This is a genomic window from Halobacillus sp. HZG1 (assembly GCF_035818575.1).
GTDB lineage: Bacteria > Bacillota > Bacilli > Bacillales > Halobacillaceae > Halobacillus > Halobacillus litoralis.
In genome coordinates this window covers 60,926-87,440 of the sequence record NZ_JAYLVQ010000022.1, presented here as the reverse complement: position 1 = coordinate 87,440, position 26,515 = coordinate 60,926, and the positions used below count along the sequence as shown (strand labels likewise).

The window sequence follows — 26,515 nt, the reverse complement described above, 5'->3', positions numbered from 1 at the left end:
ATTCTGAATATTCTTATGGTAAAATGGTCTTATTCTTGTGAGGGTCTTTAGGGCGGGGGTGGTAGGATGACAAAGCAAAAGAAATATGCAATTTGGTTCGTGTGGGCATCCACTTGGCCTGCTGGTTTGGTTTACTTGTACTTGTGGTTATCCCCTGTATTTGAAGGAAGCAGAATAGAGATCGCAGCATTTATCATCCTTGCTTCGATCGTTGCTTTATTTCCGCTGCAAATCGGAGACCACCCCGTCTTTTTTACGCAGGGGATTGCATTTGCCGTTTTTTTATATTACGGACTTTTCATAGAAATCATCGTTTCCCAAACAGCGATTTTAGCATTGATGGCTAAAATGAGGATTGGAAGAACCAATCTGCACCGTTTACCGATCAATTTGTTTATGTTTCTACTGATTTCCGTAGTATCTGCTGGCCTTTATTATGCTCTTGGGGGCACACACGGCCCTTCCGCTGTGAATGATATAGGTGATGCACTTCCTATTGTGAGTTATGCACTCTCACAAATTATTCTCAACCAGTTTTCCATAACTTTCGTAGCCAAAGTTCTTTATCGTAAAGAGATGAAATGGCTCGATAAAGGTTTTGCCTGGGAAGTGTTAACATCAAGTCTTGTCCTGCCTGTCGGCTTTATCCTTTATATGGTTTTTTCAGAATTTGGTATTAGTGGGATTTTCTTTGTCGGCATTCCTTTTATTTTTATTTCCGGCATGCTGATGCTTTACCATAACAGCAATCAAGTGAATACTTATTTAAAAAAGACGAGTATCATCGGCCATGAACTGGCAGGAAAGCTCGGAGTGAAAGAAGTGCTGGATATTTTCGTCGATCGATTGAGCGAACTCCTTCCGGTGGACTATATCTATGTTTATGATGTGAATAAAAAGAAACGGATGGAGCTGATCCGTTTCTTTGATCGATCGGGAGAAATCGATTTTCCAAACATCCAACTATCCAGGGGACAAAGCATAAGTGGCAACACATGGTTGGAGGGTAAGAGTGTCTTTTATAAAAAGAAATCAGAATGGTCACACTTAGAGAATCAATATACCCCGGATCGTGCTGAAACCGTTTTGTCTGTACCCGTGGAGAGGAATGGGGAAATTGTTGGGATCATTACTATTTATTCCATTAAAAAGCGTGCTTTTTTACAATTTCAGTTCATGATTTTGAATATACTAGGCAACTATTTAGGTGTGGCGATAGATAATGCCAGACACTATGAGAAAACGAAAGCAGAGAGTGAGCGTTGTGCTCTTACTGGCTTATACAATTATCGTTATTTTGAAGACTACATTGTGAACGTCTTTGAAATCAATCAGCGTCAAAAAAATAGACATCCCGTCTCCCTCGTATTATTGGATATTGATCATTTTAAGCGTGTAAACGATACTTACGGACATGAAAGTGGCAATGAGATCCTTGCTTCGCTGGCGGAGAGAATACAAGAGGCGTCAGCTGGACGAGGGACACTTGCGAGGTATGGGGGAGAAGAATTTGTACTGCTTTTGCCGGGTTATTCCGAGAATGAAGCAGTAGAAGTAGCTCATTCCATACGAGCGGGTATTATTGAAAAACCTTTTGATTCATTTGTCCATATGCATGACTCACCAGAACCCGTCTCTATTTCCGTAACGGCGAGTATAGGAGTAGCTACGTGCCCTGACCATTGTGAAGAAGCTATTGATTTAATTCGTCAGGCGGATCGGGCGATGTACATCGGCGCGAAACAGAAAGGCAGAGATCGCGTGGCCAGTTATAAAGAACTGATTCAAACTGTTCAATGATTAGAATTGGACAGTTTTTTTGTGTGATTCGTAGGTAATTTGTCGAATTATCCCAGGACAAAGTCCTATATTTACGATATAATTTTGATAATAGATGCCAATTGGAGGAGAAGGCGGATGCCGGATTTTAGGAAGGAAGAAGCATTTTCGCTAGTAGAAGTGGTCGTAGCTATGGCCTTGCTGCTTGTCATATTCATTGTATCGACACAAATCGTCATGAATACGCTGACACAATCAAATACGATTAATGAGGACTTTACGACGATGGAAATAGCTGATGGGGTACTGAAAGCCTATCAATCTAAATCTCTGGAAGATTTGGACGATAAAAAAGGCAAGGGGGAAATGGTCGTGAACATTCCTGATCTGCTGGAATTGCCATCTGCTGCAAATATCGACCAGTATGAAGGCCGAGTGCTGGTGACAGAACCTGATAAGACTGGTTTGAGTAACTATTTAACGAAAATCGTCGTTACGGTATCGAAAAATCGTAAAGAGACTCAAATAGAAGGATATGTGGAACGATGAACATGAAAAGTGAAAAAGGAATGACTTTAGTAGAGCTCCTTGCAGTCGTCAGTCTCTCAATGATCGTTATGGTGGCCGCTTATCATGCCTTTTACTTTGTCACAGGTGCCGTGGAAACCTCTTCTGCAAAAACTGAAATTAGAAAAGAAGCGAATATACTCCTCTTAAGTTTAGAAGAAAACTTGATTAATGTGGATGAGGTTGAACCCACAAACAATCTGACGGGAACTTTTCAAGCTTTCACCGCCACTTCCACTCGTTTAGGTGACATGGATGAAGATTCAACGTTTACTTACATAGATGAAACAACAGATGTTTCCATTCAGAATGGTCATTTACTTATAGATGAAATTCAGCAAAATAGTGAAGATACGGACTTATCCAATACAACGTTCGAATTGGATGGCAGTAAACTGACCGTCCTTTTAGAAATTTCTAAAGAAAATACAGATGAAACGTACAGTCTGGTTAAAATCTTCCGCTTAGGGACTGAGTGATGTTAATGAGAAACCTTTGTAAAAATGAAGACGGTTATGTTCTTGTTACTGTTCTTATCATGTTCGTCATCTTCAGTATTTTAGGCTTGAGTTTGATGAGCTATACCATTGGTTCTCAACAGTTTTCTTCCGCAAATACTGATTTTATCGAGACGAAAGCGGAAGCTGAAATGACCGTGCAGGAAGCGCAGGCTCAGATTATGAAAGGTATCGATGAAATCAATGATGATCTGACTGAAACGACCCCTGGTCTTGGAGGTGTGATCAGCAGAATCAATCGTGTGATTCATCAGGTGGAGAATGAGTTAGGTGAGGAAGGGCTTATCAGGAAAAAGATTCTCAAAGATGGTCAGAACGGTGTTTTTCTACAAAGGATTGATATAGAGGTGCCTGTAGAAGATTCAAGTAAAACGCTGGTCCGCACATTTACGGTTTCTACGATTGCTGATGTATTCAGGTACGGAGCTGTAACTCCAGGAAACATGCGCTTAAACGGAGCTCCTTTTATTAAAGGGGATGTATTTGTTGGAAATGATTTAAGGTTACATAATCAAGCATATTTCATTTCTGGGTATGGTCGATGGGCGAATACCTCCTACCCATCGATCCAGGGGGACTTGTCGGTAAAGGGACGGTATGAGAGCCCGGGGTGGTTTTGGAATTGGAGACTATCAGAACAGGACTTGGACTCTTACTTTGAGATTAAACCTAGAATAGTAGATGAACACCCTGATGTGGCCGCGTTAGAAGTATTAGGCTACATCAGGGAAAAAAGAAACGATCCAATGGGCGATATCACATCAAGAGCGTATCCTGGCAACATGAATGAGATTGATGGTTATCAGGTTATTAAAAAAGGTTATGAAAGACAGGGGAAATCTCCAAAAGCTCCTGATCAGTTTTATGGCGATACCTATATACGTGGGGATTTAAAATTACACGGCTCCCATTTGAAGGTAGATGGAAATTTAATCGTGGACGGTAATCTCACTATTGAACCGCAAGGAAACGATGCGTCCTCTCTCACCGTTGATGGTTCCATTTATGTCCATGAGAATGCGGACTTAACTGGAACGGTTACATTGCCGGAAGATCGATTCATGTATATTAATGGCTATCCCAAAAACGGGAATTGCAATGGAAATAACTCTCACAATAATAAATGCGGGGTTTACATAAGTGATCTCACCTTTCAGGGAAGTCTTTACACAAATCATGAAGTTGATATAAGGGAAGATTTGAATATGAACGGGACTCTTTATACTCGTTTGGGTGGACGAATAGAAAACTTGTCTAATGAAAGCGGCGGTACACTCGTTGTGGTAAGTGAAGGAGAATTAAGAATTGCCAACAATAATTTGTATAACAGTGAACCGAAAGTTATCAATGCATTCTTTTATACGAATAGTGACTTGGATATCTATGGGGTTGGCTCTAACTTGAAAATTCGTGGAGGTGTATATGGAAGGAATGTAACGTTAAATGCCGTTAAAGGTTCCACCAGTGATGAGTATTTTGCTGGTTCTACTAATTTCTCAAGTAGTAGTGACCCCTTGTATGTAGAGAAGAATCAGGATTCTCTAAGTCCTCAATCATCCAGGTTGACCATAGAGTATGCTCAGGAGCTTATTCTTAACCCGCCTGAAGGTATACCTACGGTCGATAAAGTCACAGTAAAAGAAATCGATCAACACTTTTACAGTCCATGAAGGGAGGAAATAAATGAATGACAGATCTACTTGTATGGTTCGTAACGGTTGGTGTCGCATTGATTGTTTTGCGGTATATTCCTATGAACCTGCCTATGAAGGGTCGGATGATCGTGTGGCTCACAGGATCATTGATTAGTTCATTAGCGCTGTTAGCTACGATCACCTATACGTTCTGGATGGGAATTCTAGCCGCGCTTGTACTTGGGGTTGTGTTTGCCGTATTTCTGCAGGAAAAAGCTCCTCGGGCATTTGCAGTTGGACAAGAGACTACAGAAGAATCATCAGATGAGAAAAAGATTCCTCCTCAAATGGAAGACTATGAGAATCGGTACCGTAACGACAATGATGACGAACACCTTATAGAAGATGACGAGTTATCAGGGAGACAGACGGATAAAGGGCCTGTTCAGGATGAGAATTTCCCACAAGAAAATCTTGAAAAGAAAGAAGAAGGAATTCTTGTTCCTGAAACAACTGAGGTGGAACGTTCAAAATCAAGCGATTCTAAAGATAATTTGGATGAGTATGAAGAGCCCATTCAAGAAGAGGAATCGCATGATGGCTTCTATATAGAAGATGTAAAAATGCAGGGAGATGTGTTCGGATGGGCCGGCGATGATGAATCTTTGTTATTAGATGAAGAACTTTCACGGTTACGAATGGAAGAACAAAGTGTAGTAGATGGAGAGAAATTTGAGGATTCCGAAGATGTTACAGAAGAGGAGTTAATGGCGGAAAGAAATCTCCAATTGGATATGGAAGAACACGGTCCAAAAGATAAAGTTTCCAAGTCTGAAGAGCTTCCACGTGTTAAAGAGGATACACAAGAAAGCATTGTGGAGGATGATTTAGAATCTGAAGAAGAAATCATAAATGAAATCTACGAATCAACAAATTCTGACAATGATATTACCCGGGAAATGAGCGATCAGGACGAAGAAATGGCTGTAGATCATCAGAAATCTATCTTATCCTCACCCATAGATCAAGATTTGGATGCGGATATGGAAGATAATGTGGATAGCCTTTCACTTGAAGAATTGAAAGCCGATGAAGCGTTAAGGAAGCAGCTGCTTGAGTTGATGATTGAGAAAGATGATCTTGATCGCAAGCAGGATGAACTATTGGAAGGGAAACAGGCAACAAAAGATATCGTGAACTCCCAGGGTGAGACCGTTGTCACAGAAGGTGCAGTTTTAACTAAAGACGGAATCGATCAATTGAAGAGGTTCGGTCCGAGTGTCATGGTTGAATTGAGCATGAATGTGAAGTGATTCCGTAGGATTTATAGGAGGTGTTCCTAATTGAAACAAATACCGAACCTTAAATTGATTTCATTGGTAGTTGCTGTTGGGATGAGTATGTTTCTTTTTACGATGGGAAGTTCAGCGGCTATTCAATATGTCACTACCGGAGAACGCCTCCCGGAGAATACCGTTATTGCTTCCGTTAATGTATCAAAGAAAAGTAAAGAAGAAGCGGTACAACTGTTGGATGAAAAAGTACAGCATTGGAAAGATAACCAATCGATTATTGTGAAACTGGATGGAAAAGAACTCGCTGTTGATCCGGGATTGCTCCAATTTAATGTAGTTGAAACGGTTGAACAAGCTATCCAAACAACCAATCGAGATCTGCAAATCACCATTGATGAGTCTTATGTGTCGGACATGAAGTCTCATATGAATGATTCACTGGCTTCTGAATTTTCTCAGGAACAATTCATTGAAACTGTGAAAAGGGATGCAGCACAATTGGATGACTCCCGTTTAGAGTATCTCGCCTATGATTTTGTAAAAGGGGATACAGCTTCGCTCTACGAGAGCATAGGTGAACAGACGCTCGCCGTTCCACAAGAAACGAGCATGGACCGAGCTGTGAAGTTATTTGGCGGAAAAGAGCTTGAAGACGGGGCAGTCTTTTCATTCAACCATTGGTTAAATAATGATGGGGTTTACGATGAAGTTTCCCTAGATGTGCTGGCCTCTGCCATCTATGGAGCTAGTGTGAATGCCGGGATGATCATCCAGGAAAGACATATCAGCCACCGGTTACCAGAATACGCAGAACCTGGCATGGAAGCGAATGTGGATCTTAACCAAGATCAGGATTTGAAAGTGTACAATCCTTTTTCAGGAGACTATCAACTTTCGGTAAGTGTAGAAGCTGGAAATGTGGAGGTTCAATGGATGGGATATCCGACAGCCTCAGATTACCATGTCCAAGTGTTAGAACGTGAAGAAATATCTCCTAAAACAATCATCCAATATTCTTCTCTTGTCCAAAGGGGGACATTCAATCTTTTACAAGAAGGTGAAAATGGCGAGCTTGTCTCGGTCTATCGTGTGGATCGATCTTTATCCGAAGAAGTGAAGGAGTTCATTTCTGAAGACTATTACCCGCCGGTAGCTAGAGTGGAGGAACACCCGCCTGGTATGGAAGAAGGCCTTGGAGACGATCCAGACTCTGTAAAAGAAGAAAGCAGCTCTCATTCAAAAAATGGAAAAAAGGATACCGACAAAGATGATAGTGAACGGGACGCCAAAAATCCCGAATCCTTGCAAAAGAATGAGGATGGCATTTGGGAGGTTGTTCCTAAAGATGAATCTAAGTAATGGACAAAAAGGGTGAGCCGGCCATGATTAAGAGAAAAAGATTAGGTGATTTGTTAAAAGATGCGGGGATTATTGAAGAGAACCAGATTCAAGAAGCGTTGGATAGTAAAAAGCCGGACCAGAAGCTGGGGGATGTTCTTGTAGAAAAGGGTTATGTGACGGAAAAGCAACTGATTGAAGTCTTGGAATTTCAACTGGGGATTCCGCATGTTTCTTTGTTTCATTTTCCCATTGACCCTCATGTGATTACGATCGTAAGCAAAGACTTTGCTATTCGTAACCTCCTGGTTCCTATTCAGCGAAAAGGCGAGGCACTGACAGTAGCTATGGCGGATCCGATGGACTATTTTTCGATTGATGATTTGAAGATTTCCACAGGGTTCAAAATTTCCCCGGTTATTGCGACGAAGCATGAGATCCTTCAGGCGGTTAACCGTCATTACAATTTGAATGATACTAGTCTTGTGGAAAATGCAGAGGATACGGAAGAAGCGCCTGCCATTAAACTAGTGGACCAGTTACTTCAGGCAGGTGTCCAATTGAAATCAAGCGACATCCATATCGATCCCCAGGAATCGCGGGTTTTAATCCGTTACAGAATTGATGGGGTTTTAAGAACAGAACGAACATTACCCAAGTCCTTCCAAAACAGTTTGATTGCCCGTGTGAAAATTATGGCTAACCTCAATATTACAGAAAACCGCCTGCCGCAGGACGGTCGTATCAAGACGAATGTCGATCGGTCTCCCGTTGATTTGAGAATTTCAATCCTGCCTACGGTGTACGGGGAGAAAATCGTGATCCGAATTCTTGATCTTTCAAATGCTTTGAGTTCAATCGAAGACCTCGGATTCAACAAAATGAATGCTCAAAAATATAAACAATTAATTGAACAACCTTCTGGCCTGATCCTGATTACAGGTCCGACGGGTTCTGGGAAATCTTCTACTTTATATGCCTCCTTGAATCGTTTGAATACAGACGATGTCAATATTATTACAGTAGAGGACCCTGTAGAGTATCAAATCGAAGGACTGAACCAAGTGCAGGTGAATACATCTATCGGTCTGACTTTCTCGAAAGGACTCCGTTCGATTTTACGTCAGGACCCTAACGTTGTCATGGTCGGTGAGATCAGGGATTCGGAAACAGCGGAAATTGCCATTCGAGCTTCTTTGACCGGGCATTTGGTTTTAAGTACGTTACATACGAACAGTGCTATTGCTACGATTCCTCGTTTGTTCGATATGGATGTGGAACCTTATCTCGTTGTTTCTTCTCTCTCAGGTGTGGTTGCTCAAAGGTTAGTCAGAAAAATATGCCGTGATTGCAGACGATCCCACGACATTACGGAAATGGAGAAAAAACAGTTTCAAAAACGTGGAATGACGGCAGACACAATATACAAAGGAGCGGGCTGTGACAGCTGTCAAAATACAGGGTATCGAGGTCGGATGGCTATTCAGGAAGTGTTAGTCATTGATGATGAAATCCGTACGATGATGATGAACAACGGAAGTATGGACCAAGTCCGGAGGTACGCATTGAAGCAGGGGATGCTTTTCTTATTGGATGATGGTTTGTTGAAAGTGAAGCAGGGATTGACGACGTTAGAAGAAGTGCTTCGCGTCGCAAAAGTCGACTAGCGAGGTGGTAAGACATGAAAGAAACATTTGATCAGCTCCTGACGGTTGCCAACGAATATGAAGCCTCTGATATTCATTTAACCGTCGGGGTGCCTCCAATTTTTAGAATACATGGTCAGTTAAGGAAGTACGGAAAAAATCCGCTGAAACCGGCAGATACAAACGGGATGGCGGAGGCGATCTTATCTGAGGATTTACATAAACAGTTGATCAGCAACCGTGAAGTGGATGTATCCTACGGGATTGCGGGAGTTTCGAGGTTTCGTATCAATATTTACTATCAAAGAAACTGTCTCTCGATGGCTGTCAGGATTGTACCACGGGAGATTCCTACGATCGAAGATCTGCACATGCCTCAAGTGTTGAAAAAAATAAGCAGCTATGCGCAGGGGCTTGTACTTGTTACAGGGCCTACAGGATCAGGGAAGTCTACAACACTCGCTTCCATGGTTGATTATATAAACCAATCCGCCCGCAAGCACATCATTACCCTGGAAGACCCGATTGAGTACACCCATAATCATAAAAACTGCATTGTGGATCAGCGTGAAGTCGGGTTTGATACGAGGAATTTTGCCAATGGTTTACGCTCTTGTTTACGTCAGGACCCTGATGTCATTCTGGTTGGAGAACTGAGGGATTTTGAGACGATTTCAACTGCCCTGACGGCTGCAGAGACCGGTCATCTTGTATTCGGCACCTTACATACGACCAATGCTCCGGACACCATCGATCGAATCATTGATGTTTTTCCACCAAACCAGCAGGGCCAGGTGAGGGTACAGCTCGCAAATGTTCTGCAGGCGATCGTTTCTCAGCGCTTATTCCGCCGGTTGGATAAAAAAGGGAGACGGGCTGCGGTTGAGATTCTGTTAAATACACCTGCGGTCAAAAATTTGATTCGAAATGAAAAGATTCATCAAATTGAAAATGTCATGCAGACATCCCGGGCACAGCAAATGCAAACCTTGGCGATGTCAATCCAGGAATTGCTGAAAGAGAAAGTCATTGATGAACGGGATGCGGCTCCATATTTAAGAGAAGGGGGCTTATAGCATGCCTTACTATTCCTATCAAGGGCGCAGTCTGCTTGGCAAAGCACAAAAGGGAAGGCTGCGTGCAAATTCCAGGAAAGAAGCCGTCATGTCATTAAAAGACCGTGGCATGACGATCTCGGAAATTAAAGAAATCGATAGTATCTTTCTAAAGGACATCCAAATAGGCAGTCCGGTAAAGTCTAAGGATTTTGTCATTTATCTAAGGCAGTTTTCAACGCTCATGAGAGCCGGAATTTCCTTGCTTGAATCGACTAAAATTCTTGCAAAACAATCCAATAGCCGGGCGTTAAGTGAAGCGCTCTATGATATTAGTGAGCAATTAGAGAGTGGACGTTCTTTTTCTGACGCAGCAGGAGCTCATTCGAAAATCTTTTCAAACTTATTCATCAATATGGTACGGGCGGGTGAAGTTGGTGGGAATCTTGATGATATCCTGGAACGTTTAGCTGTTTATTACGAAAAACAATACGACACAAGGCAGAAAATCATATCTGCTCTAACCTACCCGCTTGTGGTCGGTCTAATAGCGATTGGGATTGTAATTTTTCTATTAACCTTCGTTGTACCAAGGTTTGCAGGCATGTTCGATACGATGGGAGGAGAGCTGCCCTGGATTACTCAGCTCACATTTGGCATGAGCCAGTTTTTCCAGAGCTTCTGGTATGTGGTCATCCTTCTACCTGCGCTTTTCATGATCACTTTTAAACTGGTCGTAGACAGAAATCCAAAGCTGCAGTATACCGTTGATGTTATGAAGCTTAAAATTCCTGTTTTCGGTCCGTTGATTCAAAAAGCCGCTCTAGTTCGAATGACAAGTACATTGAGTTCGTTGATGAACAGCTCCGTCCCTATCTTAAAGTCCCTGCAAGTGACACAAAACGTCGTAGAAAATAAAGTGGTCGAACGAGCAATCATGAATAGCTATCAATCGCTGGAAAAAGGAAACAACCTTTCCGATCCATTGCGGCAATACGCCATTTTCCCGCCCCTGGTCATCCAAATGATGGCTGTAGGTGAGGAAACCGGATCGCTTGATTACATGCTTTCAAAAGTAGCTGAATTCTATGAATCAGAGCTCGAATATACTACGGATCGATTAAAGACGCTGATTGAGCCACTAATGATCTTAGTCCTCGCACTTGTGGTCGGAGGGATTGTAGCGGCAATCGCGGTACCGATGTTTTCGATCTTCGATACCATTAATTAAGAATTTGTAAGAATGTGCAAAAATACTAGTTTGATCACTAAGTATCCTTTATAATGAACATAGGACCTTTTGCTAGTGAAAAAAGTATCACATATCCATTAGCAGAAAATCGAAAGTACTACAAAAAGGAGAGGGAAAATGAAGAAGTTAAGAGAAATGTTGAAGAATGAGAAAGGTTTCACGTTGATTGAGCTTTTGGCTGTTATCGTTATTTTGGGGATAATTGCTGCTATTGCTGTTCCTGCGATAGGAAGTATTATTGGTAATACAGAAGAAGATGCTCATGATGCAAATGCATTATCCCTACTTGAGTCAGCGAGGCTAGCTCATGTAAGTGGCGAGGTTGAAGTTGGAGAAACAGTTACAGCGGTTACTTTAGTTGACCTCGGGTACTTAGATGCAGTTCCTCAAGACCCTGAAGCTGATGGTGTTTATGGAACAGCCCAAGTAGCAGTGGAAGAAGTAACTTCTGAAGAAGAGGGAGTTAATGATCAAGTAAGTTATACCGTTACACTTGGGACTGGTGGAACAGATGGAACAAATTATGTAAGTGGTTTGACAAAAGAAGAACTAAATAGTCAGTAATATGAAGGGGCTGTTAGTTAATACAGAAACAGCCCCAATATAAGCAGGAGTAAAATATGAACATAATCATTTCTTTTTATATATTTTCATTAGGGAGTATCCTTGGCTCCTTTTATAATGTTGTTGGTCTACGCTTACCAAAAAACATCCCATTCACAACCTCGCGCTCTGCTTGCCCACACTGTACCACTCCTTTACAACCAAGAGATCTGATCCCTCTATTCTCTTACCTCATATCCAAAGGTAAATGTAGACATTGTCAGCATTCCATCTCAATTACATACCCACTCACTGAGCTGATTACGGGCTTCCTGTTTTTATTAGCATACATAAACCTGGGTTTATCATTGGAATTTGCAGGCTCAATTCTATTGATCTCTTTAGCGGTTATAGTAACAGTGAGTGACATCAACTATATGCTTATACCAAACAAACTTTTGTTATTCTTCGGCCCAAGCTTTATCATCTTCCGAACACTCCAGCCGTTGCAGCCATGGTATGACTCCGTATATGGCGCTCTAGCCGGCTTTGGGATCATCTTTGTGATTATAGTCCTTAGTAAAGGTGGTATGGGAGCGGGAGATATGAAACTTTTGGGAACGTTAGGGATCCTTTTGGGTTTAAAGTTAACGTTGCTAACTTTATTTTTAGCCACGTTAATTGGTACGGTTGTCAGCTTGACATTGTTGAGCTTCAAAGTGATAGGGAGGAAAGATCCCTTTCCTTTCGGCCCTTCGATTGTGCTGGCTGCGGTCATCAGTTACCTTTTTGGATTTAATTTGCTGCAATTTTATTTTGAAACGTTTTTCTTAGGAGGAGGGGAGACCATTGTTTCGTTTTTTTAATACCAGTGGTCGAGTGAATTTTGTAATCAAAAATCATTGCATTCGCTATGTGTATTCGAAGTCCGGCCATGCGGGTGAAATGGATGATATGGGTGAAATTGTTCTTCCTCCTCACGTGATGGAGGACGGGAAAGTAAAAGATGTCGGTGAGCTTACTAGAATCGTTGACAACTTCGTTGAGAATAAGGGCTGGAGCAAAAAAACACTTTATTTTACGGTGCCGGATCACTCGGTTGTTGTCCGTCCTTATGATGTACCGGTTCATCTGAAGGACGATGAAATCAAAGGGTATTTATATATGCAATTGGGGGAAACCCTCCATCTCCCTTTCGATGACCCTGCCTTTGATTATAGTGTCCTTGGTGAAAAGGGGGAGTATAAAAAGCTGCTTCTGTTCTCTTTTCCGGAAGAGCAGATTCGAATGCTGGATCAGGTGTTCAATGGTGCCAAGCTTAAAACGAAAGCGGCTGATATTAGTGCCCTGTCTATTTATCGTTTGTATGAGTATTTGGAATTGACCTCAGAAGGAGAACACTTACTATTGATTGACTGGAATTTGGATGGGTGTGTGCTGACGGTCTTTAACGAACATGTACCAGCATTTATCAACCACACTAGAAGTCCGCTTACCATGACATTATGGAAAAGGGAAAACGGTCACTATCTTTGGCAGGGAAATGATGAAGGTCCAACTGAATTTACTTACGATCAGATAAACGAAGTGGAAAGAATTATGGACTTTTATCGATTCTCTGTGATGAATGGGGAAGCCTCGGTTTCTAAGGTCCTTCTAACAGGAGATTGGCCGGAGAATGAACGGGTAAAGGATTTGCTTGAAGAAAAAGGGATACAGGTCGCTGCTTTGAAGGATGCAGACGTTTTCCTGGAATCAAACCAAACTTCCAGTGCTGAATATATGGATGCCATTGGTTTAGCGATTAAGCCATAAAGGACAAAGGCAGGGGATGAGAAAATGATAGTGGAAATTAATTTATTGGAACAAAAAGAAAAGAGAAATATTCTGCCATACATAGCTGTCGCTTTCTTCGCTCTCCTTTTATTCATTATGGCTATCGTGTTCCATGCACAAAAGACAACTTTGGTTAATGAATCTTCTAGATTGGATGAACAGATTTTGCAGGTGCAGAGGGAACAGGAAAACTTGGCCGGCCCATCTGAAGGTGACGGGACGGAAAGGGAACAGTTGAAAAGTTCTCTCCAGGAGCTGAAAAGCACGATTGTGCCTACGGTTCCTGTTGTGGAAGGACTTGTATCGCTGCTTCCTGAGCGAGGTTTTTTTGAATCCTTTGCTTTAACCAGTGCTTCGGAAGTTAACGTGAATGTAAGGTTTGACACAATTCAGGATGTGGCGAAATATACCCATACACTCCTTCAACAATCGTTCATCTCTGATGTTGAATTAGCAGGTGTGGAAACAGATGTGGTGGACGATACAGAGGACCTGTATGATTATCAACCACGGTATGTTGCCAGTTATTATATTGTTCTCGAAGAAGGGACGCTTGCAGCTGAGGGGGTGTCTATCCAATGAAAATTGAATGGAATCGCCGGATTTTATGGATCATCATGGCAGGTTTTTTTCTTGTCATTGCGTTTTACATACTCGGTCAAAGAGTTTTTCTGACTCCCTACAAGGAGCAGGTGGCAGAGCAGGAAGACAGTTTAGCGCAGGAACAAAAAATTCTTTCTGCCATAGAGAGTAACAAGGAAGAAAGTAAAAGAGAACAAATCCTCACTTCACGAACGATTCAGCAACAATTACCAGTCGTTCCTCTCATCGACCAATTGTTGATCGGTCTTGACCGGGCAGAGAATGCTTCAACAAGCTTGATCAACAGTATTAGTATTGCTGATTCAGAGTCATCTCTAACGATAAAAGAACCAGAAGATGAGTTCGTAGATAAAGGTGGAAATAACGAGGAGGCAGAAGGTTTAGATACAGAGGTTGATAAGCCCATAGACGATGAGGCGGAGCAACTGATTGAAGGGCTTCATACCCTTCAGTTCACAGTCGATGTGACGTCCGAAAACTATGATGAAATGCTCGGTTTTATGAAAGAGATTCAATCTTTATCACGAGTAGTACAGATTGAGTCGGTGCAGTTTGACACTCCTGAAAATGAGAATGAACTTGGCTATTCCATCGTCATGAATAGCTATTATCAGCCATTATATGCCGAACTCGCTAATGAAGCACCCCAATACCATTATGGGGGGAGTCCGAATAAGGTAGATCCTTTTGCTGTGGAACAATGGGAAAACATGAGTCCATCTGTGTCTAAAAATACAGAGGAAGAAGAGACACCGGTTGAAGAACAGCGGGACTTTGTAGAGGAAGAAGAGGAAGAAACATCTGATTCAGAAGCTGAGAGTCAGTTGTAGCCAAAATTGTCGAAGGGCTACTGACAAATTTCAGCGTCCTTTTTAAAACTGCTGTGATAGGGTTGGAACAAACCTTGCAGGAGTGATCAAACCATGGATTCCAAAAATAAGATCTCCATTTCATTTCGAAACGAACATCAGCAGGAAACGAAAAATGAAGTTGTTCGGACACAAAAGGAGCAAGCCGCTGCCGTAGAGGAAGATAAGGAAGATGAACGTCCCGCTACCCGGGTGTATCACATTCCTTTTAAAAAGAAACGCTTTTCTCAAACTCCAGTCAGGCCGTTGATCACTACAGCTCTGACTGCCCTTTTTGTCAGTCTTGGTCTAGGGTTCCTGCTTCTTCGTATGTTTGTATCTTTAACGGATTCATCCACGACAGGATCGGAAGCCGTACCTGCGTCTGGGGAAGCGAATCCAAACACGGAAGTGGTCACTTCCCAGCAAGAGGCGGTTTCGGAACTCCCGAGTGGTCCTACACAAACGTTTGAGACGTATATCGTTCAAGCGGGTGCCTTTTCAACAGAGGGGAAGGCTGATGAGTGGCAGAGCAAATTAACGGCTCTGCTTGTGCCCTCGATGGTCTGGCAAAGGGATGGTCAATATTTCTTGTTTGTTGGGAGTGCTCCGAATAAACAGGAAGCGGATCAGATTGCTGGGCGTCTTGCCGGAAAAAGCATAGATACTTATGTGAAGCCTTTTGTTGTAACGATTGATAAAGAAATCCCCACAGAGTTGACCACAGCCATTGAAACACATGAAATGACAGGGTTGTCTGAGAAGGAAAGAAAAAAGCTTATGGATGAAGTCGGCGAGAGTACATTACTTGGACAAGCTTTAAAGGAATGGGAATCCCAGGATGATACGAATATCAATTGGTTAAAAGTTGCTCAGTCATTAGAATAAGGAAAACAGCACGTGATATTCTATGAAAAAGAGAGTTTTCTTAATTGAAAGCTCTTTTTTTATATCTTTTTCTTATAGAAAATGATGTTTTCTATAATCCTCGGTTCATTAAAAATCTTGTACTATAGGAAGAGCCCCATGTTTAGAAAGGATGATATTGGAATGATGCGCTTAGTTTTAGGATCACAGTCTCCAAGAAGAAAGGAACTGCTTGAGCTTGCCGGGTATGAGTTTGATATCCGTCCATCCAACGCTGATGAGGTGATTGAGGAAGGGATGTCCCCCGAAGAAGCTGTCCTCCATTTAGCTAGGATGAAGGCTGAAAACGTAGAGGTCGAGGAAAGTGAAGTGCTTCTTACTTCGGATACTGTTGTAGTTAACAATGGCGAAATCCTTGGGAAACCGAAAAGTGAGCAGGAAGCAAGGAAGTATTTAAGTTCTTTAAGTGATACGACCCACGAGGTTTATACAGGGGTTTGCCTAAAGGCAAACCGGACGGTGGATATGTTCCATGTTAAAACAGAAGTCACCTTTTACAAGTTGTCAGAAGAGGAGATCGATGCTTATATCGAGACGGGAGAGGCCTGGGATAAGGCCGGAGGTTACGGCATCCAGGGGAAAGGATCCTTGTTCGTTGAAAAAATCCATGGAGACTATTACAGTGTCGTGGGTCTTCCACTGTCACGAGTCGCACGGGAACTTAAGAGGTTAGGCATCTTCCCTGGTTGATTCCTTCTTTCATGGGGACATAGAAGGAAAGGATGCGAATCATTGACCCAGACGAGTATAATGATCAAAGATGTTCCGAGGGAGGACCGGCCGAGAGAGCGCTTGATTGAGCTCGGAGCTTCCCATCTATCAAATCAGGAATTGTTTGCCATATTGCTAGGAAGCGGAACGAAACGCGAGTCCGTGATGGAGCTCTCCAATCGGCTCCTTGTCCATTTTGAAGGGATCATGCTTCTTAAGGATGCAACCATTGAAGAGCTTACAGCCATCCGTGGGATCGGAGCGGCTAAAGCCGTTCTGCTCCTGGCAGCGATCGAATTAGGCAAACGGATGCAGAAGATGAAACCTGTGGAACGCTATATGATCAGAAGTCCGGAAGATGGGGCGGACTTTATCATGGAAGAAATGAGAGATTTAAAGCAGGAGCACTTCATCTGTTTGTTTTTGAATACGAAGAACCAGGTCCTTCATAGACAAACCATCTTTATCGGCAGCTTGAATGCTTCGATTGTCCACCCGAGAGAGGTGTTCAAAGAAGCGGTAAAGAGGTCTGCCGCCTCTATCATTTGCGCCCATAACCATCCTTCCGGGGACCCCACTCCATCCCAAGAAGATATTCAAGTCACACGCAGGTTGAAAGAATGCGGGAAGATGATTGGCATCGAATTACTGGACCATCTTGTCATCGGTGATCGTAAATTCATTAGTCTTAAAGAAAAAGGCTATTTGTAATACTATCTAATTATGATCAGGAGCCCTCTAACTAGGAATATTTTTATCTTTTCTACACAATAATTACATGAAACCTCACAAAAACCTCACAACTTATTTAAAAATAGCTAAATAGCTTAATAGGTCAGTGAATAATAGTCCTCATTCTTTCAACAAGAAATATGATTTACTTTTTGAGTAATAATAGGTAACTAACTATATTTTGGTTTTGTCCAATCTCAATCATGTAAATGGAATAGTATATATCATCTGTAAAAGAAGGGGATTAAAAAATGAGTGATAAAAAGTTTAGAGCAAGTCAAGCTCGCGATGTTAGGTTGGTAGGGGATAGAGCTCAAATACGTCCTACTACTTGTTGCACGTCTAGAACTGGACCTACAGGTCCGGAGGGTCCAGAAGGCCCCGCAGGTCCTGTAGGTCCCGCAGGTCCCGCAGGTCCTGCAGGTCCTGTAGGTCCAGAAGGCCCCGCGGGTCCAACGGGTCCCGCTGGAGAAACAGGGTTACCTGGAACAGGTTCAATTATTCCTTATGCTTCTGGTCTTCCTGTAGTAATGACTACTGTAGCTGGTGGCTTGGTTGGTACAACTAGTTTAGTTGGATTTGGAAGTAGTGTTACAGGTGTGACTTTACTCGGGAGTGGTCAAATCGATTTGACTGGTGCAGGAGGTACACTTCTAAACTTTGCTTTTTCAGCTCCAAGAGATGGTACTATTACTTCCATTGCTGCCTATTTTAGTGCTACTGCCTCTGTAACTTTAGTTGGAGATACTACAATACAAGCTCAGATGTATGTATCTGAGGACCCTTCCACTAATATTTTCACGCCTATTCCTGATACACTAGTCTCGCTGTCACCGACAATAACGGCTCCTATTACTTTAGGAGATATTGCACGAGGTTCCTTGTCTAACCTAACTGTCCCAGTATCACAAGGGGATAGACTCCTAATGGTATTCTCTGCCACTGTAGAGGGAATAACCCTAGTAGGAACAGTTGCAGGTTACGCAAGTGCTGGTGTAACAATTAATTAAAGAGTGATTTTTCCTAAGATGTTTCCGTACAAATTAGAGATTTGTACAGGAGCATCTTTTTTCATTTTATTTGTAACATGAGTATAAATCTTCATAGTAGTTGTAGTGTCCTCATGGCCAACCCTCTTCATTATTGTTGCCAAGTCCACTTTTGCTTCAGCCAACATACTTACATGTGTGTGTCTGAAAATGTGGGGAGTAGCTCGTTTCTTTATATCTGTGAATTTGAGCAGCCGGTTCTTTCACTTAGGCGCTTTTCTATAATATCTTTTATCTCCAAAGCTTTATTCATTTCCTTTTTGGAAAATAAAACGGAATTTTCGTCATTGGATGCCTTATGAACACCGACTTTTCTATTCCCTTCAAATAAACCAAACTGAATATAACCAGCTCTTATTCCGGGCTTCTTTAATTGGACACTAGAAATGGAGTTAAGTCGTATAGCTTTTTCTCCCCTGAGGCCAGATGCAGAATTCATCATACCCTTCCTGTCTAAATATAAATATTCTTTATCAATTGAAACTGTAGTTTTTCCGCCGTGTTTAAATTCGAAAACTTCCACTCCAGTCCCACCTTCATACTTATTTATTTTCGTCCTCTTTAATGATCTCCCACATTTTCCTTAGTCTTCTTATATCTTCTTCTTTTGACTTAGGAAGTTCTTTTCCCTATTCATACCAGCACAAGAGGAATTTTCGGAGCCTACACCACATCCTGAAAGCTCAGTCGATAAATACGAGCAGCTTGAAAAAATAGGGAAGCTAAAAGAAAAAGGTATCATAACCGATGAAGAATTTCAGACAGAGAAAGAAAAGATACTAAACAATTAGACAAGAGGTGTAACCAACATGGGCACTATTGATTCAAACGGTTTCGTTCACTTCTTAGTTTACGCAGAAGCATCCGATGGTGTAACCTCATCCACTATTGAAACAGATTATGTGGAATTGGAAGTAACATTGAAATCAACCGCAAATCTGATTCAACGCCCGATTTTCAAACGTACCGCAAACTTTGAAGGGAAAGTGGCAGGAAGTACGGTGGAGAATCCGCATATTTTCAAGGCAGACGGTAATGTTGAGTTAGCTTCACCTGATGCAAATAGATATGAAGCTACAAACGTTGATTTAAATGAGGTGAAAAGTTTAGATGGCGTTGTAAGAAATGTCAATAGAACAGAAAACGGACTAATCCCTCAACAGCTCTTTTCCTTCAACGTTGTTGCTGAAATCGAACGCAAGTTAGGGGAAATCCCTGCAAGTGATAAGGTTCAATGGTGTAAAGATAATGTCAATATGAGGTTTACATGGAGTGGAAAAGGAAGTTCACCTATTGGGAATAACGCACATTTGGATTTTTGGTATACAGATACAAGTGAATGGTACTCAAGTAAATACGGTGGAAAAATCAGAACACATTCCAATAGTAGTATAACAACGTTATCTTTTGGGGCAGATTTATTAGCTAAAATAGATTCAAATGGGTTTACTCATTTTCTTGCATACACAGAAGCATCTGACGGAACCGTACCATCAAGTATTGTAACGGATTATGTAGAACTAGAAATCGAATTAAAACCCGATGCCGATCTGATCCATCCGAACGTCCCACTTTATCAAGTCACACAATCGGAATACGATCAGATTCTTGTGGATTGGGACGAACAGGAAGTTATGAAACGTTATCCTTCTGTCACAGGGATGCAACATGTGCAGAATCCGATGTTGACGGTGGAAGGGAAGAATTTGTTACCACCTTTCTATGAGTGGTTTTCTCTACACTCGGAATCCTCAATTAAATCTCCTTATGAGTTAGAAATGGATTATACGGGTTCAGATGGTAATCAAATAAACAATGTTATAGTACCTGTATCACCTAATAAGGAATACACTTTATCTTTCGAGGAAATAAATGGATATTATCAGATAAAAGCCCTTGATGGTAATAAATCGATTATTTCAGTTTTAGATTCAGGACTAGAACTTACTCAAACCGTTACGACTACTGAAGATACTAGATTCCTAGAAATTCTTGTTTACGGGGTTTCTGCTCAATCAGGGGCAACACTTATTTATAAAAACCCTATGCTCAACTTAGGTTCACAACCCAAACCATTCACACCCTACAACCCATCCCACCTTTACGCACAAGCGAAACTTGGTGCTATCGGTGATGTGAAAGATACGTTGTATCAAGATCAGGGACAATGGAAGTTGAGAAAAGTAGTGGAGAAAATTGATTTAGGAAAACTAGAGTGGTCTCCTTACCAAGAAAAGGACGGATTCGCATTAGTTCTCCAAGATGGTGCTTCAGATAACGTCTTAGAAAACCATTACCCGTTAGTTGAAAAATATAATGGTAAAATTTTGTCTTATGGTTCAACAAGTGGAGGTAATGGTTGGACAATGCCCGACTCATCAAACATTAACGGAATGGGTCAACTAGCTATTACTATTTCATATGAAGATGCAACAGGTTACGACATAGCTACAAGTGCAGGAATTAAACAATACTTTGTTGATAACCCTTATAAAATTTCTTACATCCATAAAGAACCTGAAACGTTGGATGTTGTGGATGTATACGGGTCACCAATGGCGAGTCATACTCACATTAAATATTCCCAACAACTAGGAAAACTGGGAGAATATGAAAATGGTATCACGGAAGAGGGCACGTTCTCATCCATCATCAAAGTGGAGAAGATTGACAGGGAAACAGGAGCTGAAACGAACGTAACCGATTCTTGCACACTGAATCCTGATAAGAATGGATTTACTTCGACTGCTCTGAAGAATAGCGATTTAGTGTGGTACGAGCTCGAAGTGGAAAATGCAGCTGGTGGAACTTTAGACTTCATGTATTATGACAGCCGTTATGTTATTGAAGATGACTCCAACGGTAAAGTGTATAAGTATAAAATTACCGCTAGTGATGGAGTTCCTCAAATAAAATTAGTAGAAATTTGATTAAGATGAAAAATAAATGAAATTAAATCCCATTTCTAATTTCCTTTTTGTTATATTGATACAGAATTACTTAATCAATAGGGGGAATTGACATGGAAGTCAGTGTGTTCTTTGCAGTGGTGGTCTTATTAGCGATAGGACTCTCATTCGTAATAATCGGTTTTGGAGTGCATAGAAAAGGCGCGTTAATTATGCAATTGTTGGGTCATATAGCATTGGTAGCGTCAATATTGTGGACTGGGATGGAAGCAGTGGTAAGCGATGTTCAAAGTGAAGAAGAAGTCGTTGAAGGTATCCTTGCACAAATCAGTTATTATAACTACGCGCTGTATGCTTTATCAGCCGTTTTGTTAGCATCAAAAGGGTTACTCGAGTCTTGGTGGGAGCTAAAAGACACATCCAAATAAGAGAAGGAGCCCTGTATAGGCTCCTTTTTTATTATGGATATATTTATGTTAGGTAAGAGATATTGAAGGGAATATGTGACATTAACATCGGAACTAGGAGCTATCTTCTAGTTTTGAAATTGTTTACTTTCTCTAAGGAGGGGTTGGAAATTAACCAAGGAATCTTTAATGCTATTGAACTTTCTCCGGCCGAGGCTGGGGATGCAAAAGGAATAAGGTTACTCAAGGATAACCTTACTGTTTTAGAGTTAGTGATTAGTGAATCAGCTTTGGCGGATCAAAGAAGTGGTATCGACTCGGACAATCTTTATCCTTGGCTATATGATACAGCAGTTTTAATTGCTGAACATAGAGAAGGAAAAGAACCGAAACGTTATATTTTGACATCATATGATGTGAATAGTGGTAATTTAAATACCACTATTGATCAGATTAAGCAGAAAGATATATAAGAGGCACTATTTTTTAAGAGTCCTATGAAGGGACTCTTTTTTATTGGAGATGAGTTTATGTATGTAAGAGATCTCGAGGGGAATGAATTCGCATTCCAAGCCACCACAACAGTGTCTGCGGAGAAAAACGGAAATCAGGAGTTTTCATGTACAGTTTTTCCTAATAAGGTTAACAGGGAATTCATCAATAATTTAACCGAGATGTGGGAAGTGGTCGATCATGACGATGTCCCATACAAAATCATCTATGCTAAGCCCCAGGGCAAAGGCGACTCTCCTAAAGTTCAAATAAAAGCGATCCCCTTGTTCTTCGACACATTTGAACGGCTGCGAATCTATGAAGAATACAACGAGCATATGACAGTCCAAGAATTCTTCGAGGTCGTTTTCTCTGGAACAGGATATGAAGTAGTAATAGTTGATTCGTTTACTGCTATCCAATGGGAAGGACTTGGTAAAGGATCCACCAGGCTTGAAATGTTTAAGGACGGCCTTACTAGATACAAAGCCGAGTTCAGAATCCAAGGCGATACCATATACTTGGAGAGGCAAATCGGCCGAGACACTTCCTTTATGTTTCGCTATAAGCTCAATGCTTCCAACGTTTCAAAGGAGATAGATGCCTCAAACCTTTACACCTATGCCAGAGGATATGGTGACTACGAGGAAAGGTGGTGAAGCTAATGCTGCTTTAACCAGAGAGTACCGTTCTCCTTTGGCAGATATTATTGGAGAACGTCATGCACCTCCCATTTATGATGGAAGAGTTACTCGGGAATCAACGATGGATGCAGCACTTAAAGAGTTGGTCGATAACAGCTTGAAAATAAGTGTATCATCTGACGTTAATGATTTAAGAAGACAAGGATACCCTCTTGCTCAACCGATGTTGGGCGATAGGGTATTTTTAATAGATGAGAGAATTAACTTGAAGGAGGAAGTACGGGTCCAGGCTATGGCAGTCACGAAAGATTGGAGAGGAAACATCATAGATTTGAAAATCACGATGGGTTCTTCTTCTTTATCGAAGCGACATCAATCCAGTATGCGATCCACCATTAGTAATGTTGAAGATATTCTTTCTGGGCGTAAACAGCTACCTTATAATGCGCTGGATGCTGCTGTCCAAAGAGCGACGAAAGCATTACAATCCGCACAAACGGAGCTGGAGTTTGGTCAAGGTGTAATTGCAAGAGACCCTACAAATCCTAATCGAACAGTCATCTTCAATTCTGCCGGTTTGGGAATAAGCATCGATGGAGGAAACTCTTTTGAAGAAGCCATTACTTACCTTGGAATCAACACGAACCTACTTACAGCTGGTCAGATAAAAACAAACAACATTCAAATCATAGGTGAAGACAACCTTTTCTATTGGGATGGAAATGCATTAAGTGCTATTGATGCAGTAGATCCACAGCGAAGAGTGGACTTATCTCCAGGCCTTTTAGATATAAAACACGGGGCTATAAAAATCACTAGACCAGACGGATACACAGTGATTAATGATGGTATTCTGGAAAATGAATTTGCCTTACAGCCGACTTCTCCTTCTTTTACCAGTGGAAATGTTGGAATTGAAAGCTACTACTACACAACAACAAGGGACACTCCACAAGACTGTGACGCTTTTTTCTTCAAACACCAATCAAGATATGCGAAATTCAGAGTCGTACTTTATTGCGACAATGCTGCTGGTGCAAGAATTTCATTGTGGGAAATTGGTAATGGGGGCGCCCTTTTAGCGCAAACAACCCGCTATGGAACAGATGAAACTACAGCTAGAGAAAATTCGGTTACCTTGACCATAGATTTAGGTGTTCCCGATGGAAGCCAAAGGGGAATCTACTTCCGCCTAAATACTCAACCTGGGGACAGCGCGAGGCCGTTTAGTAAAAGCATGGTTGGAGGGATAACATGTGGCAAGTGTTTGTGAATGTTGACGAACAAGGAAATATATTAGTGGAATACAGTGGTAGGAACATAATTGCTGAAGATCAATATGATTACTTTTTCTTGGTCAACGAGGAGGTGGCCATGCATCTAAATGAGTATAAAGTCAGCTTAAATGGATTTAAACCGTCACTTGTTTTGAAGGGGAGCGCCTTGTAGGCGTATTTTTTATGGCGAAAAAAAGGAGTGACTTAGGTAGGTCACTCCTTAAAGGCTCAGATACGAGAAGAGGTTCCAACCTCCATATGGGGCTGAGCTAAATTGATTATGCAGGAAGTAGTTAATTATTACCACTGCTTCTTGTAGTTATTTACAAAACATTTACACTAGGGGGCTAATAATGGACATGATTATCAACTCAGCAAAGGCTTTAACGCTAGGAGTTTCAGTAGTATTCTCTTATTTATTTGGTGAATGGAGCGTCCTCTTGGGGGCGCTTATTTTCTTTGTCACATTTGATTACGTGACGGGAGTGATTGCGGCAGGTTATGAAGGGAAACTAAATGCTCGCGTTGGATTCTGGGGAATCCCAAAGAAAATCATGGTGTTTGGTATGGTTGCTATCGCTCATGTCATCGACAAGGTTTATGTGGAACAGATAGGGGAGCCACTGGCCATTGGGGAGTTTCAGGTAAGTGTAATGGCAGCGACTATTATTTATTACTTGGTCAATGAGTTTATCAGCATCACCGAGAATCTAGGAAAAATGGGGATGCCCGTCCCTACGCCACTGAAGAGAGCAATTGAGGCTTTTAAGGATAATTCTCACAAGCAAAAAGGGGCGTAAGACAGCCTCACCAACTGACGAAATCCGACATAAAGTATACCGTCTGAAAGGGGACAAAAGTATGGCCAAATTATTAAAGCCAAAGAGTAACTGGAACGGAAAACTGGTGGCGTTGGATGATGGACATGGTATGCAGACACCAGGTAAAAGGACACCTTATATCCCGGAACTTGGAAGGTCCATACGAGAAAATGAGTTTAACCGTAAAGTAGTCGCTTTTCTTTCCGACATTTTGTTAGTGCATGGTTTTAGAGTTTTATTGGTTGCACCTACAGATGTAGACACACCGCTGACCTATCGTACAAATGCAGCAAATAATTACAGGGCAGATATCTATGTATCAGTTCACTACAATGCTATGAGCTTTGATTTTGACTACTCAAATGCTAGTGGTATAAGTGTCCATGTGTTTCCTGGAAATATGAAGTACAACTCTGGAAAGTTGGCTCGATCAGTAGGTAAATACCTACAACGAGGAACCAGACAAAACTGGCGAGGCTACAAGGAGGACAACTTCCATGTTCTGCGCGAGACCAATATGCCAGCAATTCTGACAGAGAATGGCTTTATGGATAACCGATCTGAAGCTCTAATGATGCTGAATGAGGACTTCCAAAAGGAAGTAGCCATTGAGCATGCACAAGGGATTTGTGAATATTTCGGTGTTTCATATAAAGGTACGGACTCTCTTTGGGATAAGGGGTATTTGGAGAGAGGTGACTCTGGTGCCCAAGTGAAGCAGCTTCAGGAAGACCTGCTTTTTCTAGGATATGATCTAGGAGGATACGGAGCCGATGGATCTTTTGGACCGGCTACTGAAAAAGCACTTAAGCAATTTCAAAAAGACCAAAAGTTGAAGCAGGATGGCATATATGGTCCGAATACTAAGGCGGCCATGGATGATGCTGTCGCAGCTTATGAAGAAAAACTGAGGGAGGAATTGATCATGGAAAAGAACATCTTTATTGTGAACAGTTTTAAAGATGTAGCTGCCGTTGAAAAAGCCTTAAAGCGTAATGGTGGTGCTCTGAAGTTTAGATACAATGCTGAGCGTGAAGAAGTGAACGCTACAGATAACATTTTTATTGTGGGAGGAGGAAGAAACGGGCTGAAACTTGGGAAGGGAAAAGTTGTAGATCTCTCTGGGGCTACTGCAGAAGAAACGGCTAGTAACCTATACAAGCACTTCAAGCTTTTGTAAATCGTTTGCCAGCCATATAAGAGTGATGATACTATGTAGTCGCTCTGTAGTAAAAAAATATCACGAACAATGTTCTTACAGAGCAGGTCCCACCTTTCTCCGAGGTGGGCCTTTTTTTATTTTTGAATCATGGCTTTAATGAATTTAATCGCCACCCTCAAGAGTGTGAAGCTCTAACCCTTCATTTAAATCTTTAAGCCCCCACTCCCCATCGATTTCTTTATAGTGCTTTTGCATAATTTTAGCCCAGGCTTCTAATTTCTTTGTAGTAGTATCATCCATAAATGAACCTCCTTTTAGCATCTATCTTTATTTGACATATTTTTATAAATTTCCTCTTAATATTTAAAAATTTACTTTCTTTACATTGTGAAAACGGAAGAACGAACCATGCGCGTTTGCGGTGGATAAGAATGAATAGAGCTTTGAATCTGATAGCAGAGAAAATCAAG

At 41.5% G+C, this 26,515-nt stretch carries 30 protein-coding genes; 27 read left to right on the top strand and 3 right to left on the bottom strand.

From position 1 onward, the window contains the following. Positions 1-66 precede the first annotated feature (66 nt). The 18 genes from VKA52_RS02815 (at position 67) to VKA52_RS02730 (ending at position 18,294) form a co-directional block, all read left to right on the top strand. Positions 67-1,800 carry a sensor domain-containing diguanylate cyclase gene (locus VKA52_RS02815; protein ID WP_326314113.1) on the top strand — a complete coding sequence of 578 codons (1,734 nt, stop codon included), beginning with the start codon at positions 67-69 and terminating at the stop codon, positions 1,798-1,800. Between the two features lie 117 nt (positions 1,801-1,917). Then, complete coding sequence (locus tag VKA52_RS02810; RefSeq protein WP_326314112.1) at positions 1,918-2,328, top strand: PulJ/GspJ family protein; 411 nt, start codon at positions 1,918-1,920, stop codon at positions 2,326-2,328. Then, positions 2,325-2,825 (top strand): PulJ/GspJ family protein, encoded by a 501-nt coding sequence (locus VKA52_RS02805; protein WP_326314111.1) that lies wholly within the window; start codon positions 2,325-2,327, stop codon positions 2,823-2,825. The genes VKA52_RS02810 and VKA52_RS02805 overlap by 4 nt, the downstream gene beginning before the upstream one ends. Continuing rightward, positions 2,825-4,534 carry a polymer-forming cytoskeletal protein gene (locus VKA52_RS02800; RefSeq protein WP_326314110.1) on the top strand — a complete coding sequence of 570 codons (1,710 nt, stop codon included), beginning with the start codon at positions 2,825-2,827 and terminating at the stop codon, positions 4,532-4,534. Before VKA52_RS02805 ends, VKA52_RS02800 begins: the two co-directional genes overlap by 1 nt. A gap of 17 nt (positions 4,535-4,551) precedes the next feature. Further along, entirely contained in the window at positions 4,552-5,811 is a 1,260-nt protein-coding gene (locus VKA52_RS02795) for a hypothetical protein (protein WP_326314109.1), read from the top strand. A gap of 30 nt (positions 5,812-5,841) precedes the next feature. After that, positions 5,842-7,152, top strand: coding sequence for a VanW family protein (locus tag VKA52_RS02790; protein WP_326314107.1), 1,311 nt, complete (start codon positions 5,842-5,844; stop codon positions 7,150-7,152). Between the two features lie 23 nt (positions 7,153-7,175). Further along, positions 7,176-8,798 (top strand): GspE/PulE family protein, encoded by a 1,623-nt coding sequence (locus tag VKA52_RS02785; RefSeq protein ID WP_326314106.1) that lies wholly within the window; start codon positions 7,176-7,178, stop codon positions 8,796-8,798. Between the two features lie 14 nt (positions 8,799-8,812). Continuing rightward, a complete protein-coding gene (locus VKA52_RS02780) occupies positions 8,813-9,853 on the top strand; it encodes a type IV pilus twitching motility protein PilT (RefSeq protein ID WP_326314104.1) in 1,041 nt (346 codons plus the stop codon). 1 nt (position 9,854) lies between these two features. Next, entirely contained in the window at positions 9,855-11,063 is a 1,209-nt protein-coding gene (locus tag VKA52_RS02775; RefSeq protein ID WP_326314103.1) for a type II secretion system F family protein, read from the top strand. 138 nt (positions 11,064-11,201) lie between these two features. Then, positions 11,202-11,648 carry a type II secretion system protein gene (locus VKA52_RS02770; protein WP_326314102.1) on the top strand — a complete coding sequence of 149 codons (447 nt, stop codon included), beginning with the start codon at positions 11,202-11,204 and terminating at the stop codon, positions 11,646-11,648. Positions 11,649-11,704: 56 nt separating this feature from the next. Further along, the gene (locus VKA52_RS02765; protein ID WP_326314101.1) at positions 11,705-12,493 is read left to right on the top strand and encodes a prepilin peptidase; all 789 of its coding nucleotides are present in this window, start codon (positions 11,705-11,707) and stop codon (positions 12,491-12,493) included. Further along, entirely contained in the window at positions 12,477-13,442 is a 966-nt protein-coding gene (gene pilM, locus VKA52_RS02760) for a type IV pilus biogenesis protein PilM (RefSeq protein WP_326314100.1), read from the top strand. Before VKA52_RS02765 ends, pilM begins: the two co-directional genes overlap by 17 nt. 24 nt (positions 13,443-13,466) lie before the next feature. After that, on the top strand, positions 13,467-14,045 hold the full coding sequence (locus tag VKA52_RS02755; protein WP_326314099.1) for a PilN domain-containing protein: 579 nt from the start codon (positions 13,467-13,469) through the stop codon (positions 14,043-14,045). Further along, the gene (locus VKA52_RS02750) at positions 14,042-14,896 is read left to right on the top strand and encodes a hypothetical protein (protein WP_326314098.1); all 855 of its coding nucleotides are present in this window, start codon (positions 14,042-14,044) and stop codon (positions 14,894-14,896) included. Before VKA52_RS02755 ends, VKA52_RS02750 begins: the two co-directional genes overlap by 4 nt. Before the next feature lie 93 nt (positions 14,897-14,989). Further along, the gene (locus VKA52_RS02745) at positions 14,990-15,802 is read left to right on the top strand and encodes an SPOR domain-containing protein (protein ID WP_326314097.1); all 813 of its coding nucleotides are present in this window, start codon (positions 14,990-14,992) and stop codon (positions 15,800-15,802) included. A gap of 138 nt (positions 15,803-15,940) precedes the next feature. Then, positions 15,941-16,531 (top strand): Maf family protein, encoded by a 591-nt coding sequence (locus tag VKA52_RS02740; RefSeq protein WP_326314096.1) that lies wholly within the window; start codon positions 15,941-15,943, stop codon positions 16,529-16,531. 60 nt (positions 16,532-16,591) lie between these two features. Further along, positions 16,592-17,263 (top strand): RadC family protein, encoded by a 672-nt coding sequence (radC, locus tag VKA52_RS02735; RefSeq protein WP_160915604.1) that lies wholly within the window; start codon positions 16,592-16,594, stop codon positions 17,261-17,263. A gap of 317 nt (positions 17,264-17,580) precedes the next feature. Further along, a complete protein-coding gene (locus VKA52_RS02730; RefSeq protein ID WP_326314094.1) occupies positions 17,581-18,294 on the top strand; it encodes an exosporium glycoprotein BclB-related protein in 714 nt (237 codons plus the stop codon). Here VKA52_RS02730 and VKA52_RS02725 read toward each other — a convergent pair. Both VKA52_RS02725 and VKA52_RS02720 read right to left on the bottom strand, forming a co-directional pair. Further along, complete coding sequence (locus VKA52_RS02725) at positions 18,291-18,485, bottom strand: tyrosine-type recombinase/integrase (protein ID WP_442788818.1); 195 nt, start codon at positions 18,483-18,485, stop codon at positions 18,291-18,293. The two genes, VKA52_RS02730 and VKA52_RS02725, sit on opposite strands and share 4 nt — an antisense overlap. 20 nt (positions 18,486-18,505) lie before the next feature. Continuing rightward, on the bottom strand, positions 18,506-18,856 hold the full coding sequence (locus VKA52_RS02720; protein ID WP_326314093.1) for a DUF4429 domain-containing protein: 351 nt from the start codon (positions 18,854-18,856) through the stop codon (positions 18,506-18,508). Positions 18,857-18,968: 112 nt separating this feature from the next. Between VKA52_RS02720 and VKA52_RS20760 the strand changes: the two genes are divergently transcribed. The 9 genes from VKA52_RS20760 to VKA52_RS02680 all read left to right on the top strand — a co-directional run bounded on the left by VKA52_RS20760 (position 18,969) and on the right by VKA52_RS02680 (position 26,063). After that, complete coding sequence (locus VKA52_RS20760) at positions 18,969-19,124, top strand: SHOCT domain-containing protein (protein WP_442788817.1); 156 nt, start codon at positions 18,969-18,971, stop codon at positions 19,122-19,124. 18 nt (positions 19,125-19,142) lie between these two features. After that, positions 19,143-21,263 carry a hypothetical protein gene (locus VKA52_RS02715; RefSeq protein WP_326314091.1) on the top strand — a complete coding sequence of 707 codons (2,121 nt, stop codon included), beginning with the start codon at positions 19,143-19,145 and terminating at the stop codon, positions 21,261-21,263. 92 nt (positions 21,264-21,355) lie between these two features. Beyond that, positions 21,356-21,670 (top strand): hypothetical protein, encoded by a 315-nt coding sequence (locus VKA52_RS02710; RefSeq protein WP_326314090.1) that lies wholly within the window; start codon positions 21,356-21,358, stop codon positions 21,668-21,670. Between the two features lie 143 nt (positions 21,671-21,813). After that, positions 21,814-22,122, top strand: coding sequence for a hypothetical protein (locus tag VKA52_RS02705; RefSeq protein WP_326314089.1), 309 nt, complete (start codon positions 21,814-21,816; stop codon positions 22,120-22,122). Between the two features lie 57 nt (positions 22,123-22,179). Next, the gene (locus tag VKA52_RS02700) at positions 22,180-22,800 is read left to right on the top strand and encodes a phage tail protein (RefSeq protein WP_326314088.1); all 621 of its coding nucleotides are present in this window, start codon (positions 22,180-22,182) and stop codon (positions 22,798-22,800) included. After that, the gene (locus VKA52_RS02695) at positions 22,763-24,058 is read left to right on the top strand and encodes a hypothetical protein (protein ID WP_326314087.1); all 1,296 of its coding nucleotides are present in this window, start codon (positions 22,763-22,765) and stop codon (positions 24,056-24,058) included. Before VKA52_RS02700 ends, VKA52_RS02695 begins: the two co-directional genes overlap by 38 nt. Continuing rightward, on the top strand, positions 24,040-24,234 hold the full coding sequence (locus VKA52_RS02690; protein WP_326314086.1) for a hypothetical protein: 195 nt from the start codon (positions 24,040-24,042) through the stop codon (positions 24,232-24,234). The genes VKA52_RS02695 and VKA52_RS02690 overlap by 19 nt, the downstream gene beginning before the upstream one ends. A 181-nt stretch (positions 24,235-24,415) precedes the next feature. Beyond that, a complete protein-coding gene (locus VKA52_RS02685) occupies positions 24,416-24,862 on the top strand; it encodes a phage holin family protein (RefSeq protein WP_326314085.1) in 447 nt (148 codons plus the stop codon). Positions 24,863-24,923: 61 nt separating this feature from the next. Next, on the top strand, positions 24,924-26,063 hold the full coding sequence (locus tag VKA52_RS02680) for an N-acetylmuramoyl-L-alanine amidase (protein WP_326314084.1): 1,140 nt from the start codon (positions 24,924-24,926) through the stop codon (positions 26,061-26,063). A 144-nt stretch (positions 26,064-26,207) separates the two neighbouring features. Here VKA52_RS02680 and VKA52_RS02675 read toward each other — a convergent pair whose 3' ends face one another. Continuing rightward, complete coding sequence (locus VKA52_RS02675; RefSeq protein WP_326314083.1) at positions 26,208-26,345, bottom strand: hypothetical protein; 138 nt, start codon at positions 26,343-26,345, stop codon at positions 26,208-26,210. Between the last annotated feature and the right edge of the window lie 170 nt (positions 26,346-26,515).